Source organism: Sphingomicrobium aquimarinum (genome assembly GCF_039655735.1).
Lineage (GTDB): Bacteria > Pseudomonadota > Alphaproteobacteria > Sphingomonadales > Sphingomonadaceae > Sphingomicrobium > Sphingomicrobium aquimarinum.
Genome location: NZ_JBBYXH010000002.1, coordinates 74,992 through 89,599, shown reverse-complemented (window position 1 = coordinate 89,599; position 14,608 = coordinate 74,992). Strand labels below are relative to the sequence as shown.

At 56.4% G+C, this 14,608-nt stretch carries 6 protein-coding genes and 1 tRNA gene; 4 read left to right on the top strand and 3 right to left on the bottom strand.

All coding sequences use genetic code 11. The annotated features are described in order from the left end of the window. Positions 1 to 56: 56 nt before the first annotated feature. Together WJS89_RS06545 and WJS89_RS06540 are read left to right on the top strand one after the other, a co-directional pair. Positions 57 to 133: transfer RNA gene (locus WJS89_RS06545), tRNA-Pro, on the top strand. A 106-nt stretch (positions 134 to 239) separates the two neighbouring features. Next, positions 240 to 2,210, top strand: coding sequence for a hypothetical protein (locus WJS89_RS06540; RefSeq protein ID WP_346340145.1), 1,971 nt, complete (start codon positions 240 to 242; stop codon positions 2,208 to 2,210). Positions 2,211 to 2,221: 11 nt separating this feature from the next. Here WJS89_RS06540 and WJS89_RS06535 read toward each other — a convergent pair whose 3' ends face one another. Together WJS89_RS06535 and WJS89_RS06530 are read right to left on the bottom strand one after the other, a co-directional pair. Further along, positions 2,222 to 2,866, bottom strand: coding sequence for a hypothetical protein (locus tag WJS89_RS06535; protein WP_346340144.1), 645 nt, complete (start codon positions 2,864 to 2,866; stop codon positions 2,222 to 2,224). Then, positions 2,863 to 3,372 (bottom strand): hypothetical protein, encoded by a 510-nt coding sequence (locus WJS89_RS06530; RefSeq protein WP_346340143.1) that lies wholly within the window; start codon positions 3,370 to 3,372, stop codon positions 2,863 to 2,865. Before WJS89_RS06530 ends, WJS89_RS06535 begins: the two co-directional genes overlap by 4 nt. 758 nt (positions 3,373 to 4,130) lie before the next feature. Here WJS89_RS06530 and WJS89_RS06525 point away from each other — a divergent pair. Then, positions 4,131 to 11,705: a UvrD-helicase domain-containing protein gene (locus tag WJS89_RS06525; protein WP_346340142.1), complete on the top strand. Its 7,575-nt coding sequence runs from the start codon at positions 4,131 to 4,133 to the stop codon at positions 11,703 to 11,705. Positions 11,706 to 12,004: 299 nt separating this feature from the next. Here the strand turns inward: WJS89_RS06525 and WJS89_RS06520 are convergent, their stop codons facing one another. Further along, positions 12,005 to 12,394 carry an MbcA/ParS/Xre antitoxin family protein gene (locus tag WJS89_RS06520; protein ID WP_346340141.1) on the bottom strand — a complete coding sequence of 130 codons (390 nt, stop codon included), beginning with the start codon at positions 12,392 to 12,394 and terminating at the stop codon, positions 12,005 to 12,007. Between the two features lie 24 nt (positions 12,395 to 12,418). On the opposite strand from WJS89_RS06520, the gene WJS89_RS12445 reads away from it, so the two are divergent. Continuing rightward, positions 12,419 to 12,688, top strand: a complete 270-nt coding sequence (locus WJS89_RS12445) for an HIT domain-containing protein (RefSeq protein WP_431993807.1) — start codon at positions 12,419 to 12,421, stop codon at positions 12,686 to 12,688. The last annotated feature ends 1,920 nt before the right edge of the window (positions 12,689 to 14,608 follow it).

The window sequence follows — 14,608 nt, the reverse complement described above, 5'->3', positions numbered from 1 at the left end:
GCGGGGGCTAGGGGACGCATCGCCCTTGCCCCTCCTGTTCAACGCCGAGCAGACGTCGGGGAGTAGCTCAGCCTGGTAGAGCACTGTCTTCGGGAGGCAGGGGCCGGAGGTTCGAATCCTCTCTCCCCGACCATTTTATCGCGAAAGCGACGGATTTCCGCCTTTTAGCGTGAGTCGCCGACAGCACCGATCACATCAACGGTGCACATACTGGCGACACATGCGGGAAGGTGAAACCGATGTGCCGCATCCCCCACGTATACCGCCGCGACGGACGATATGTCTTTCGCCGCCGCGTTCATTTCCGAAATATTATCTCTAAGCCGGTAGCGCTCGCCCTGCAGACGGCCGATCCCACCCTCGCGCGCGAGCGCGCGGCTTTCCTCTCGGCGCGTTTTGCGGTTGTAAAGGCGAGCGTACACCTGATGATCGAGACCGGACGTCCACTTAATAAAGCTGAGATCGAGGCTCTTTTTCGGGAAGAGCTCGAGGACGAACTCCGCGCCCATGTCCAACATGCCTTTGAGAACGGTGAATGGTCATCTGAAGCACTACAGATCGCCGCCGACACCGTGCAATGCTACAGGCTGCTCAGCCAGTCCGGTCGGCACGACGAAGAGCTGTTAGCCTATGCTAGGGAAATGATTTCCGACGAGGCGGTTGCCGAGCGATTGGCCGCCATTGGCGCCCCCATCGACTCCGGCAACCTCGCCGCCGCTCGAACGCACCTAATCCGGGCCCGTGCCGCCGCCTGCACGCGAGTTCAGAGGCTTTTCGATGACGATATCATGGACGCACCGGACCCGGTGCGAGCGATGATGCAGGACCTTGGCGAGCCGTCAGAAGCACTGTCCGGGCAAGTTGGCCTGACTCCGGCTGTGCCCGCCATGCTTAACGAGGCTACGGCGGCTCCCGAAAGTCAGTTCCTCATCTACGATAGTCGCCGCTTCGGGGACGCCATCGAAGACGTGATCGTCGAACTTCGGTCCGAGGGAAAATGGAAGGGTGACTTAGGCCAGCAGCGTCGCATCATGCAGGTGTTCGCCTGGATCACGGGCAATCGCGAACTTGGATCCTACGACCATCGCGACGTGGCCAATTTCAAGAAGGGATTGCAGCGCCTGCCGAAGACGTTTCGCTACGGCACGCTGTCGAAGGGGGCGATGTCACGACCATATGACGAGGTCGTGTCCGAGCTTCCGCCGGTCGCCCCCGATCAGCAGCGGAACAATAAAACGATCAACCGCGATCTCAGCACGATGAGCACGGTAGCTAATCACCTTGCGCAGACCGCTTGGAAGCCGCGCGTTCCCGGCGCGAAGATCATGGATTTCGCAGAGGCTACGATCGCGATCAAAGAAAGCGACAGTACTGTCCTACGACCGCCCTGGACGACTGCGCATCTCAAGTGCCTATTTGCTTCGCCGATTTATACTGGAGGTGGGGCAGGCAAGCGGCGCCTGAAAACCGAGAAGGTATCCAAGCGGGTGTGGCACGACGCCGCCTATTTCGCGCCGCTGCTGTGGTATTACCACCACGCGTGCCGCGAGGAGATTTGCGGATTGGAGGTGGCCGATGTCACGATTGATCACCCGGTTCCCCACTTCCACATCCGCGACAACCTCACGCGTGGGCGAGACGGCGAGAAGGCGGGCGAGAAACGCGCGGCACGAAAGCGGGTGTTGCCAATTCACCCCGAACTCATTCGCCTAGGCTTCCTTGACTACGTCAACGCCATCGACGTCGAGGGCCATGCCGCGCTTTTTCCCGAGCTCTACCTCTTTAAGGCAAAGCGCGGCGGGGCTCAGTTTTACGATCGGGCATGGCGGTTCATGGTCGAATGGATAGCGGACCAAATGCCCTTGCCAGTCAACGACGCGGGTAAGGTTCCAGACATTCATTCGATCCGTTCGCTGGGTTCCTCGTTCTACGAAGTGGATCGGGTCAACGAGATCGTACGAGCCGACGTCATGGGGCACGCGCGCCAAGGCACCAACGCCAAGCATTACTCGAAGCGAATGCAAACCGAGGGTCTCGACGTGGTGCTGTCGGAGAGGCTGAAATTCATAACGGACTACGTGCCGATCATCACGAGCGAGGTTCCGCGCAAGCCCATACGGCTTCTCCCGATCGGACAGCGGACGCGTGTTGGGTCGGGTCGATACCGTCGCATTCGGAGTGATGCCGGTTCCCGCAGAACCACATCGTAGCTTACGCTCACCTAGGCTTGCTCGGGCTTTCCGCACATCGATATCCATCGCTTCGAAAAGTCCTGCCACTCGTCAAAGAGCAATTGCTGGCCCATGTCGCAGAAGACTTCGTCGTCATACGCACCGAATCCGCTCGCTGATTGGGTCCTGGCGAGCGTGACGAGGTGAACGTGCGGCTGGGCGCGGGACACGGCTTCGCCTGGTACGTGAAGTACGACGAGCGTGGATAATCGCCGTGCGCGAGCCAAGCGCTCTAGCGCAAAGGCATAGCTCATGTCGAACATGTCGTGCCGCGCATGGTCGACCGAAAAACGCAGCGTCAGCACGAGCAGCGCTCCCGTTTCGCACGGGGGAAGCTCGCTTTCGTACCGGGTGAACAGCAGTGCCGGGTCACTCCAAACGTCGGCCACCCCGGGCGCAAGAGCGACAGCGGCATCGGCCGCCGTCGACGGCCATAGGCCACGTGAACGGGGCTCGTCGAGTTGAGGTTCACACGGATTGAGCTTGGCGAAGGCGAAGCCGGGGATGCTATTCGCTTCACCGCGAATGCTCGTTCGCAAGAGTCCGAACGAGAAGCCGTCCATTGGTCCAAGCGGATCGGTGAACATCATGTCCATGGCCTCGGACGGACTGATCCAATGAGGTCTTTGGCTCAACGTGACGCCTCCATGTAGCTGGAGAGAAATTCGGTCGCGAGTTCAAATCCAAGGCTTGCTTCGGCGGGAGCGTGGAAAGGCTCAGGATTCAGTCGGAGGGGTGTCTTGCCAAGGTCGATCGCGACCTCACCGGCGCCCAGTTCGGAAATGCCGATCAGCCACAAGACACCAAGCGACGATGCCCAGAAACGGCAGGGCCCATACCAACGAATTCCCCCAGCACGCATTAGCGCTAGATGGGCGATGGCAGGCGAGACGGGTTCATCGCTTGCCACGACCACCACGGCATCGCATCGGGCTTCGGCCAAGGTCTGGTTGATTGCCCGGACAGGGACCATAGTCGCCGCCACGAGCAGCGCGTCGCGGCGTTTTTCGAAACCAAGACAGGTTAATCCTTCGGCATCCAGTTCACATCTGGGTCTGCAATTCCAACCCGCCAACTTCTCCACCGCGCGCGCAGCGAGGATGGCTCGCTCATCGCACGACCCATTTCCAACTTGTTTCATTAGTAGCACTCCGACCGGTACGGTCGCTGAAGCCGCGTACGGCCCTTTTTCATCCAATCGCTTCAGCCGAATGGCTAACGGTGCGTCTTGAAACTTCTGCCACCTACATCGTGTTGCGTCAGCCAGCGCTACATCGATTGCTATGCTAGCCTAGATAGCTCCGAATATCCTTCTCACTTGGTTCCTCGTCTGTGAGCGCGGGCATTTCCGTTTAGAATTGCAAATCGCGGCTCACTCGCGCCGAATGAGGCCTCGAAAATGGAGGTTTGCGTGGGATCGAGTTGTCAGAAATGGGAGGAATCCGAACAGTCGCTGACGGCAGCATTGCGCCCCATCTCAGTCGCTCGAGAGGTCGGCGGTAAGGCCTGAAAGCGGTCGTTCGCTCTAATTTGTAGGAATGCCATCGCCACGCCACCTTCGCTCTCAGCCCAATAAGCGATCCGCCCGAGAGCAATGATATAAGAACTAATGGTTTTCACGGTCTTCAAAATTAGAGAGAGAATTAACGGCGACTGTCCATTGTAAAACGTCAAGTTGTCAGTTTAGGCAGCGGACTGCAACGGGCACCGCAATCCGCTACTGACCGCGGAAATTCAGGTTTGCTTGCGGTCGGCAATTTTCAGAGGGCGTTACTAATGAGGGCTTTGGGGGATCAATTAAAGGACCTTGGTCTAATCAATCACCACGAACTCCTTCGGCGAAATCTTACGAAGTCCGGAAGACAGAGTTCCTCTCGCGACAGAGATGTCACGTCGCAGATGATCCTCGAACTGCCATCGTTAGGGCGAGTTACCCGGATCGAAAAGGAGCGGGGATTCGGGTTCGTGGCCCCTTATGGTGGTGGGAGGGAACTGTTCTTTCATCTCAAAGCCTATGCTGGTCGCCGCGGCGGCGAAGAAGCGCTTCCCCCGCCCAACACGAAGCTACTCTACATCACTGGGAGCGACTGGCGCAGACGATCACGCAAGGAAGTGGTGCGCTGGCGCCGTTTAGCCGAAGTCCCAGTTCTGGCCGACGATCGGACTACCGATCAGGAAATGTACGATGTCCTGCGTCGGGAATACCTGAGGTCGATTACTTGGGATGGGATGTGGAGCTTATTGCGCGCGGATTGGTACTGCCGGCAATGGGGAAACGATGCGCCCGCAGATCTCGATGACCCCGAGCTAGAGGCCGCGTGGAAGGCACGCCTCCGCGACATCGATGTCAATCAGTTAGCCGATGGTAAGTTTTGGGACAGGCTTTCCCATTGCCGATACGAATTTGCAGCCCGGCTTCATCCTAGCCATCCGCGCCGCAATTTTGACCTCGATCTGTTTGAACCTCGCCAGTTGGCCGCCTTGGGCTCACCCGATCCATCCTTGATGCAAAATGCGGACGAGGCCCTGAAGGTCAGGCTCTTGGAATGGCATCTTCGGCGAAAGGATGACGACGACGCTGAAGATGACTGGCGTCCATGGTTTCAAGGTACCGAAAATGTTGAACGGGAGTTAGCCGCCAAGCTTCTCGGTGAACGGTTTGACTCAGACCTTTTCGTCGATGATTGGCTCGCAAGGCTTGCTGGCAACGAGTTGTTGTCGCCCACTGATGTGGTCCGATGGGCAGAGCAAAGTCCAGCCACTGCTCTTACATTGTTTGGTTACCTGCCTGAGGAATTAAAGGAGGCCTATTTCGCAGATTGGCGCGCAGAGCCCAAATCACTCGTTGCATCAGCCCCATATCGGTCTCGTCTCGTCACTGTTCTGACCAGTGAAGCCCTCGCAATCGATCTAGAAACAGATGGCGAGTCCATATGGGAAGTAGGTTGCGCTCGAGGGAGTCTGGTGCGGCGACTCTGTGATCGTGGATCCGAAGAGGAGCTTGCCGCCGCGATGGCTGAGCTCGGGGCCCAAGTACGTGCAGCACCACTGCTCGTTGGGCATAACTTCCTGGCTTGGGACTGGCCGGTCCTCCAACGGTTCATCAGCCCCGCTTCTCCGCCTCTGATATGGGACACGTTGCTCATACAGTTTTTTCTGACGCCCCAAGCGCAATCCCATGCCCTCGGTGGCGACCATCACGCTGATGGCGACGCTCAGGCAACGAGGAAGTTGTTTGAGAAGCAGATCGCGAAATTCTCTCCGGAATTCGCTCGATCGATACTGGTCGGCGAGTTCGGCGATGCAGGGAAAATCATTGAGGCTATGCCCGCAGCATTGTCTGATCCTCTCGAATATGCGCAAGAAATGCCGTCGGACATTGCCGCGCATTCAAATCCGCAAGAGCTTTTGATTTTTCCGCGAGAGCAGCTGCGTAAATTCGACTGGGTGCCGAATGTGACGGTGGTTCCTGCTGACCCCGTCGATGGGCTTCCACCGGAGCTGCGACAGATTGATGTCGAAGCACTCGAACGGTATGTTCAAGAAGAAAACCCTCATCAACCAGCGGCCAAGGTGGTTGTTGCTGTTGCCCGCATGGCTGCGGATCTCGGTATCGCCATCAGGCGCAATATGATCCCCTTTTGGTTGCTGGAAGGGGAGCCGGCTTTGGCCTCGGCGATTGATCGTGCTGCCGTAATACCCCGGGTCGAAGGTGGCTGGCGCGTAGCGCTGATGCCCTCTCGTCCGGAATGGTGGCGCGATGCCGATCATGGAAACTTTTGTCTGGCAGCAGGCGGAAAGGCCGTCCTTGTCCTTCGTCGCCAACATGGATCGCCGATGGGCATCAGCCAAAAATTGCAGGATGGCCGGTCAGCGTCATTGATCCGTCTGAAAAGCCAAGAAGGCATGACCGACTGGCAAAGGGTTGATCGGGCGGCTCACATTCTTGAGCCTCGCGGCGGACTAATAGGTTTCACCACCTGCCGACTCCCGGATGAGTTGAAGCGTCTTCCTGGCGCCGTTGGTTCAGCTCCTTCTGCCAAGATTAAACTGGCGACAAGGCGCCATCATGTCCTGCACCCTGGAGCGATGGATCAACTCGGCTACTGGACGGAAGTGCTGCGCACATTTCGTGAACTATCTCAGCGCGATGATCGAGCTACACCACTGCTGATCATTTGCAGTTCGGTCAGTCCTACACTGGTCAGAATGCTTGAAGTGGCTCTCGCCGAGCTTGGCTTGGGTGAAGTGCGTCCAGACCATAGGAGCAAACGCGAGCACTTGCTACGTGCTTCTCGTCGTGGCTACGCCGTGGTGGACATCCTGCACAACTGGTCCAGTTGGCATGGCCTGGCCCAAAGTGCAGACATCGTCCTTCAACCGGTTCTTGAAGCCCTGCCACTAGAAGAATGGTTCGCGTGCTCTGAAGCCAACGGGGATGGCTCCGAACAGTCGCCGCTGCCAAGTGATAAAGCCGGTAAGGTAGGAGATTCAGCCCAAATCCGAAGTTTCGAAACGGGTGCAATTCTCGAAGCGATGCCATCATTGGTGACAGAATATCTGCCCGGTTGGATTGCCGACAATGTGCCCCTTGATGGCACGTTGCCCGCAATCCTCATCGATCCCCGCTTATCGAGTATCGGCCGTGAAACAAGAGCACATGTAGACGTGCTTCCCCTCCGCGGATCGGAGCTTTCTGAGGGTGAACTCCAACGATTGGACGTCGTGCTATCGCACTTCAAACTTATTCGAGAGGTAGCGCCAACCGATTTCGCATCGATGGAACGCTTCTTCGTTGAGAATTGGAATTCCACAGGTGGCACGTCTAGGCGCGTTGAAGGTTTCAAAGAATCGCAGCGATCGGCAATGGAAGCGATTTGTGAGCGAGCCAGCAATGTGCTCGTCTCGCTCCCGACCGGCGAAGGGAAATCCGTCTTGTTCCAAGTGCCAGCGCTTAGCCGCGGCTTGAGGAACCGGCGTCTCACGCTGGTCATTTCTCCGCTGAAGGCACTCATGCGCGATCAGGTCGAAGGACTCCGCGACCTAGGCTTTGCAGAATCGGCAGATTTCTTGAGCGGTGACCGCCCGAAACACGAAATCGAAGAGGTCTTTCAGGGCGTCCTCGATCATAGGATAGTGCTCTTGTACGTGGCACCCGAGCGCCTTAGAAGCGCCGCCTTCCTTGACGTTCTCGACAAGCGAATGCGCTCGGATGGCGGCTTGGATCACGTGGTGATCGATGAAGCGCATTGCGTAAACCAGTGGGGCTTCGAATTCAGACCCGATTACTTTTTTGCAACAGACATTTTGCTGCGGAAATGCCGTGAAAAAGTAGGTTCTGAACCTACACCATTCATCTTACTGTCCGCGACGATTACGGCATCTGACAAGGAACGACTGGAAGCCATCGTATCGGGTACTAAGGACGGTCAAAGGTTGCCAATGCTGGTTCGGCCCGAAACCTTTGCCCACCCGATCAGGTCTCACATCTCAATCCTGCCGCGGAGGGTTCGTGGCAGAATTGGTCAAAACGATCTCGAGAGAGAAATGGCAGAACGTCTGCCACTCATCGAGAAGGCTATTTCCGACGCCAAACAGAACCGGCTGAACACCGGGCAGCGAAGCGCTGTCATTGTGTTCGTTCCCACCAGGCTCCTCGCGGAAGACCTTGCCAGGCGATTGTCAGATGACAGCGGAACGGACGCTGAATTCTACCATGCTGGGCTTGATGCTGCGACAAAGGAAGAGGTTTACGCCGATTTCCGCGATGGTGAGATCGATGTGCTCGTTGCCACAAAGGCGTTCGGGATGGGAATGGATATTCCCGATATTCATTGGGTCGTCCACTTGTCACCGCCTGGCTATCTGGAAGACTATCTTCAGGAAGTCGGCCGGATCGGCCGTGGCGAAGCCGAGCGCGAGCAGGCAAGGCTAACCAATCTCAGCGCGCTGCTTCCCTTCTCGAACGAGGATTTCGAACACATACGAGACCTTCGCGCCCGTAATACTCTCAGGGCGCAGGACATTGATGACGTGTTTTGGGAGATCCGAGGCAAGGCTCATAGCGTCGATGGACAGTTGCTCGCAATAGTTCCCGCAGAAGGCTATCAACCGCTCGAAACTGAAGCAGAGAGACGAGCGGCAGCCACGAAGTTGCGGATGGCCATTTATTGGCTGGAACGTGCCGGGCGACTCACGCTATCCGGCTCGCTCCCGGACATTCTAACAATCGAAATCTCTCCTCGGACCCTTGAAAGGATTTCGCAAGAGGAGGGGGCGCTTGGCGAATTGGCTCAGGTGCTACTCGACCTCGAGGACGCCGACGAAGAAAGATTAAATGTCGGTGGAAAGACCAAAAGCCGCGGACGGCAGGCGAGTCAAAATAGCCTACTCGTTCGGCTGGTCGAGGGCTTCGCAGATATTGTCGGCCTAGTCTTCAACAGTAGCCCCGTCCAAAGTAAAATCGACCCGTTCGCAAATCCCACGAGCGAGTCTAAGGGGCGACCAGCGACAGTCACGGATCAATCGAGGCGAACAGCGGTCGTAAACCTTTCCCAGATCAGATTTCGCCTGCGACCGATGGATTCAGATGACGATGTCTTGGCTGGCTTGGCTGATCTCGAAAAGCGCGGCGGGGTCTCGCTTAATCGTGAAATCGAGTTCTCTCTCAGGCGGTTGGCAAAGGAGGAGCGAGACGACAACATTCGAACGCTTTTCCGCTTCGTCGATGACGCCGCGAAGCGATTGCTGGGCAAGCTTTCCAAGAATGCCAGCGTCGAATTCCACCCATTCGAATTGGTGGAGGTCGAATCTTTCATTCGGACGGTCGCTGTAGAACGGCCCGCCCAACAGGGGAGTCCAGAACGCGAGGCGGAATCAAAAACGCTAGCCGAGACTGACGACGAAGCCATTCGACGCCGGCGCAGATATGAACGCGCCTTTATCAATGGGTTTCGGACTTTGGTCCGATCGTCTGGTGTCCGCCTGCGACAAATCGCGAACGCCGACGAGACAGTTTCTTGGGAAGCTAAGCTCGCCACTTCCGAAGGCCGAAATGCCGACTTACGCCGTAAGGCACTGGTTCGCGGCGCTCAATCGGTATTTGACCTCCTAAAAAGGTCAGATGAACGAATTGCCGTATCCAGACTCATTGAAAGGGTTCGAGGCGCGGGTTTTGGTAAGAAATTCCGCGAGCATGATCTGAAGAAAACGGCTGGCCTTCTGGCGACGATGAATCTCGTCGGCATGAGCGTTGATATCGTCCAGTTTTCGCACGTCGTGCTGCTTGACGAAACCGAGCCCCACGATGAGGAACTGTGGAACGAGCTCGCTGAAGTCAATGATTTCTCCGAAGCGCGCAACCTTGCGATGGAACTGTTTGCGAATGCGCGGGCAGATGCCCAAGAGGCATTCATTACTGGCTATTTTTCGCAATCTGACGCGAATGGTTTGAAGGATTTTCTTGAGACTCAGCTAGGCGAAATCGAGGAAATCGATGAGCAGGAGGATTCTCCGAACAACTCACGCATTATTGTCGAAATGCAGGAGAAGTTGCGGGCCACCAAAGCAGTAGAATTCTTCGAGAAATTCGAGACTTCCGAAGAGCGTGCGCAGTGGGAAGCCGTGCGCCATCCGTACAACCAGCATTTGCTGGTCAACGCGGGGCCAGGCGCGGGCAAGACTTTCGTGCTGGTAGGACGTATCGTTCACCTCATCCGCGAGCAGCACATTCATCCGTCTCAAATCGTCGTGCTGGCATTCAATCGTGCGGTGGTCTTCGAAATCAAACGTAGGATCCGCGATCTCTTCAAGTCACTTGGCTATGCCGCCTACGCATCTAGACTTCGCGTTTCGACCATTCACGCATTCGCCATGCGACACCTGGCCAAGGATGGCTGGGAGGGCGAAGACTCCATGATGGGAGAGGCTCTTTCCGAGTTTGCTCGGCGCATGGATAAGGATGCAGGGTTTCGTCGCGCAGTTGCCGGTGACGTTCGCTGTATCTTGGTGGATGAATTTCAGGATCTAACTGACGAAGTCTATGCAATTCTACGTGCACTACACCAAGGCAGCGAGTCTCGTGCCGGTATCATGGTGATCGGAGACGATGACCAGGATATTTTGAGGTGGCAGCGCCCGGAGAGGAATTTTTCTGAATCCTACTTTGACCGTTTCGTAGAGGATTTTGGTGGCGACAGCCTCAAACAGCTCGTGCTGTCGGTAAACTTCCGTTCGGGAAAGGAAATCGTTCAAAAGAGTCAGGCGATGATAGCCGAGTTCTTTGACCGATCGCCGCGCTCCCACCGCCTGAAGAATTCCACCCTCGTAACGCGGGAAGACGCACCCGCTGGATCAGAGTGCCAACGCTTTGATTGGCGTGGGAAATCTTTCGATAACGCTGTCAATGAAGTACTTAAAATATGGAACCAGATAGGCGGTCGTTCAGGGGAGACGGTCGCTATCCTCTGTCGCTCCAACGCCGATGTTGCTCAAGTCCATCGGCTGCTCGAACCCCACATATCCGGAATAACAGTCCAAGGAACGGCAAACCTGCGCGTCGCCAATCTTCGTCACATTGGTCTCTGGCTCGATTTTCTTCGAGATGAAGCTGCTAAGTCGGATCGAGCGCTTTCGGCGCAATTGGCTGAAAAACTTGTCGACGATTTCATCCGCCACATGAACATCCCCGAGGCCAACGCATCCGGGGGAGATATTGTCAGCTTGGCCAGCCTTTGGGACTTATGCTGCCAAGAGCAGGCCTTTCCACACATATCATCGCTCATCCGCTTCGTTGAAGAGTTACGCAGCGATGACCTAGGCCGGCTTATGGGAACAAGCGTGACGGCTTCGACCGTAGTCGTATCGACCATCCACAAGGTAAAAGGCCTTGAGTTCGATAGCGTAGTAATTCTCCCATCAAACCTTTCATTCGGAAAGAGCCGCCATGGCCGGTATGCCGACTTGGAAGGGGACGCCGCCGAAGAAGCCCGTCTCCTCTACGTCGCAATGACGAGAGCCAAACGAAACTTGTGGCAGTTTGTTGGAGATCGCGAGTATAGCTGGGCAAGGAGGTTGCCCCTTCCATACGACGGCCACCAAACTGACGGATGTGTGCTCATTGGCTCTCCTGAGGATGTAGGGCTGGGTTGGGCACTGCGACGAAGCGGCTTCAATCCTGAGCCTGAGCAATGCCAGAGTTATATCGAGCGCGAAGTCAAAGTGGGCGATCCAGTGCTACTCGGCGGACAAGGACAAGGTGCAAACAAGGCGCTGCTACATCGAAGCGCTTCGGGCAAACTGCGTCAGATCGGATTTCTGGCGAAAAAGCATGGTGCCGGAACCAAGAATTCTGATCTTCGTGTTAGCGCAGTGATTAGATTTCATCCTAATGAGACAAACGATGATGATCTAGGGGACGTCGTGATCCAACGCGGGTGGGGATACGTCGTATTGGTGTCTGGGCGAATTCGGTGACGTGATGACGACTTGTTTCGTCCGGAAAGGGCATTGCTAAGTACTTGTTTGCACTGTTAAAGGTAATAGGAAGTGATAGAGCTTCGAGCCTAGTCTTAGATGCCTCGGATTTGACGGAGCGCACCAAAATCTGCCGTCCATGGGCTTGATCGTTGCCTTGGGGCGACAGCATCGGAATTGTCGGTGAAACCCCTCGCCCGTCGTGCTTCCTACCCGAAAGCAGACTGTCTCCTTCCGGCCCAGTTCGGGTCTTATGGTAGCGCCAGTGATTGGCGGCGATCGACCGAGGCCTATCACTATCAGCTGCGTTCCGCGTCGAGGTATGAGCGAACAATTTGGAGATCGCTTACGTGACCCCCGAGCATTAGATCGAGGGCGCTGCCGCCATCGAATAAAGGCGCGCTATTCGGTTTGCGTATCCAAGCGTTCGCTCGCTCGGGCAGCGGATGAAGAATATTGATCGCCTTGAAGATACCCAAAACGTAGGAAATTCGTTTGAGGGCGTGGTCGGGCAAGTGCGGGACGTGGCCGCTCTTCCACTCCTTAAGGGTAGGGCGTGCGTCAAGGCCGAGAATAGTCATCTGCTCTTGGTCGGAAAGCGCCCAAACCTTGGCGATGTTGAAAAAGGCTCGAAGCGCCACTTCGCTCGTTTCGCGAGGGTCGACCTTGCTACACGCTTCATCAACCATTCTTTCTTCCTTTTCACACGCGATATGAGCCATTGGCTTACCAGTCTCGCTCAACGCTATCGTTTATTTCCGCCCTCTGGCCATACGCCGCTTGGAGCAGGCGATGACCGTATCCCAATCCACCTCATACTCGATCTCGTTGGTGCTGGACGACAGCATATGGGCGTCAATATTGGCATGAACTGCGGCGCGGGTGCTGGGCAGACGTGTCTCCACTGTCATGTGCATCTGATCCCTCGACGGAGCGGATGCATTGCGGAGCCTTGTGAGGGTGCGAGCGCCGTCATTCCTTAAAAGAAGCAGTGCTAAAGGTCGGTTCTTGGGCCTCTAGTGGACGTCGTCGGCTGACCTCGGCCATGAGGCCGGATTACCGGATCTCGGGTTGCAAACCAGCCAGGCCGCTACCGATCTAAAATATATCACACCGGGCGATGCCAACGGTCCATTGGCTGGACGGGAGACATACAGCGGCGCGAATTAATCCGGCTCGGTCAGTTTGGCGCGGCTGTCTCCGTGTAAGGGGTATCTAAAGATTTCGATGTTTGAAGAACCTCGCTCTGTCCGGGCGAGGAGTTTTGTGAGTGGCGTATTTGGGTCCAGCCGAGCGTTCAGCGTCGAACCAGGAAGAGCCGACGCGATGGTATCACGAAGTATTCAACGGGTACGCGCACACCACGTCACGAGGAAACCAATTTCTCGCAACGGACTGGGGCCGGCTCACTGCGATCGACGTTCAAGCAATCAAGAATAGCGTTCTCCGCCGGTTGAATGAGAATGATGACCTTACCGACGCCGAGGCCATTCTACTTCTTCTTGGAATATTGACGACCGGTAGGTCGTCATCCGACTGGTTAGCTTCACAGGTGGTCTCTGCCTTCTCTGGGAAGGGCTTGGAGGTCATGCTACGGCAAGATGACGCCCAATGGCGCTGGTTGCTCCCCGTCGGCTCTGGTCAAAATGAGGCTCCGCAGTCATCCGATCTTTTGATCTGCCCTTATCCGCACGTGGAACTGGCATGCGTTTCACTCATGAGATCTGCTTTAGAGGCCTGCTACCAGAGAAGGTTCAAAAGCCTCACACCGCCGCCAAAGCCTTATTCGTTGTTTTCCTCTTGGTCGTCATCACTGAATGACCGGGACAAGCGCGAGCACGACGTACGTAGGCGTGCAGTAGAGATCATTCGAGAGCGTGCTGGCGCTCGATCTTCGACGCTGACACTCCAGAGCCTAGAGCGTTGGTTTTGGGCGGCGGCGGCGCAAACGGAAGCTGGAGATCCCACGTCATCGTGCCGAATGACTGGGAGGGAAGAAAACCCATATCGGGCGCAATCATACTACGGCGTGGTGTCGAGAACGGCGGCAAGTAACCTTCAACTCCGCACATTGATGTTGTTCGGCCTTGCTGAGAAGAAAAATAAAGCGCCACCCTCAGAAGGCTATATAGGCAGCCGAAGGTCGCCCAGTGACGCCATGATCAGTCGCTTCGCTGCTCATTCCCGTAAGTCGGTCCGCGCGGCGCGTCGATCGAGAGACGAAAGGAAGCTGCATAACGCGCTGACGCTCCACACAGCTGCCGTCATCATGCTTTCAACCGGTCTTCGCCCGGCGCGCAAAGCGCATGTTCAGATGCGGATGGACCTCGATGTCGCACTGGTATTTGACAAAATTGTTGGAGATGAAAGGGTCAGGCCAGTCCCAATTAACCAGTTATGCAAAGAACAAATAGGCCTCTACGCTGCTCATCTTATCGCGGGCGGATTGGCGCGGAGACCAACTGCCACATGCAGCGCTCCGACTGAACTCCCATTTATTGTCATCGATCGTCGCGGAAGGCACCGCACCACAACCCTGGCGGCCTGCTGGCGTCTTGCTCTGCGGTCCTTCAGCACCAATCTGCCATCCAACTTACAGCGCCATTTCCTTCGCACGATAATGGTCGGGTCAGCTAGCGCCGACTCAATCGACGCGATGCTCGGTCACTGGGTGGTGGGAACCGAGCCATGGGGCCGATACTCTGGCCTAGACCCGTTCATATACGCCGAAGACGTCCGGCCGCTCGTTGATCGCGCTCTAAACAAGGCGGGATGGAAGGCTGAGCATGGCCTTCATTCCAAAAAGTCGGCCCTATCCTTCCGCGCAGTAGTTGCAATTGGAATGCCTCCGGAGCCCTCTCCACGGGAGCCGGCTAGTGGGCTTCAAGCCGAGCCATCTCCTT

Bases quoted from the DNA above. Each gene is read 5' to 3' on its own strand.
- WJS89_RS06540 (WP_346340145.1), top strand. From the start codon at position 240: ATGTGCCGCATCCCCCACGTATACCGCCGCGACGGACGATATGTCTTT.
- WJS89_RS06530 (WP_346340143.1), bottom strand. From the start codon at position 3,372: ATGAAACAAGTTGGAAATGGGTCGTGCGATGAGCGAGCCATCCTCGCT.
- WJS89_RS06525 (WP_346340142.1), top strand. From the start codon at position 4,131: ATGATCCTCGAACTGCCATCGTTAGGGCGAGTTACCCGGATCGAAAAG.
- WJS89_RS06520 (WP_346340141.1), bottom strand. From the start codon at position 12,394: ATGGTTGATGAAGCGTGTAGCAAGGTCGACCCTCGCGAAACGAGCGAA.
- WJS89_RS12445 (WP_431993807.1), top strand. From the start codon at position 12,419: ATGAGCCATTGGCTTACCAGTCTCGCTCAACGCTATCGTTTATTTCCG.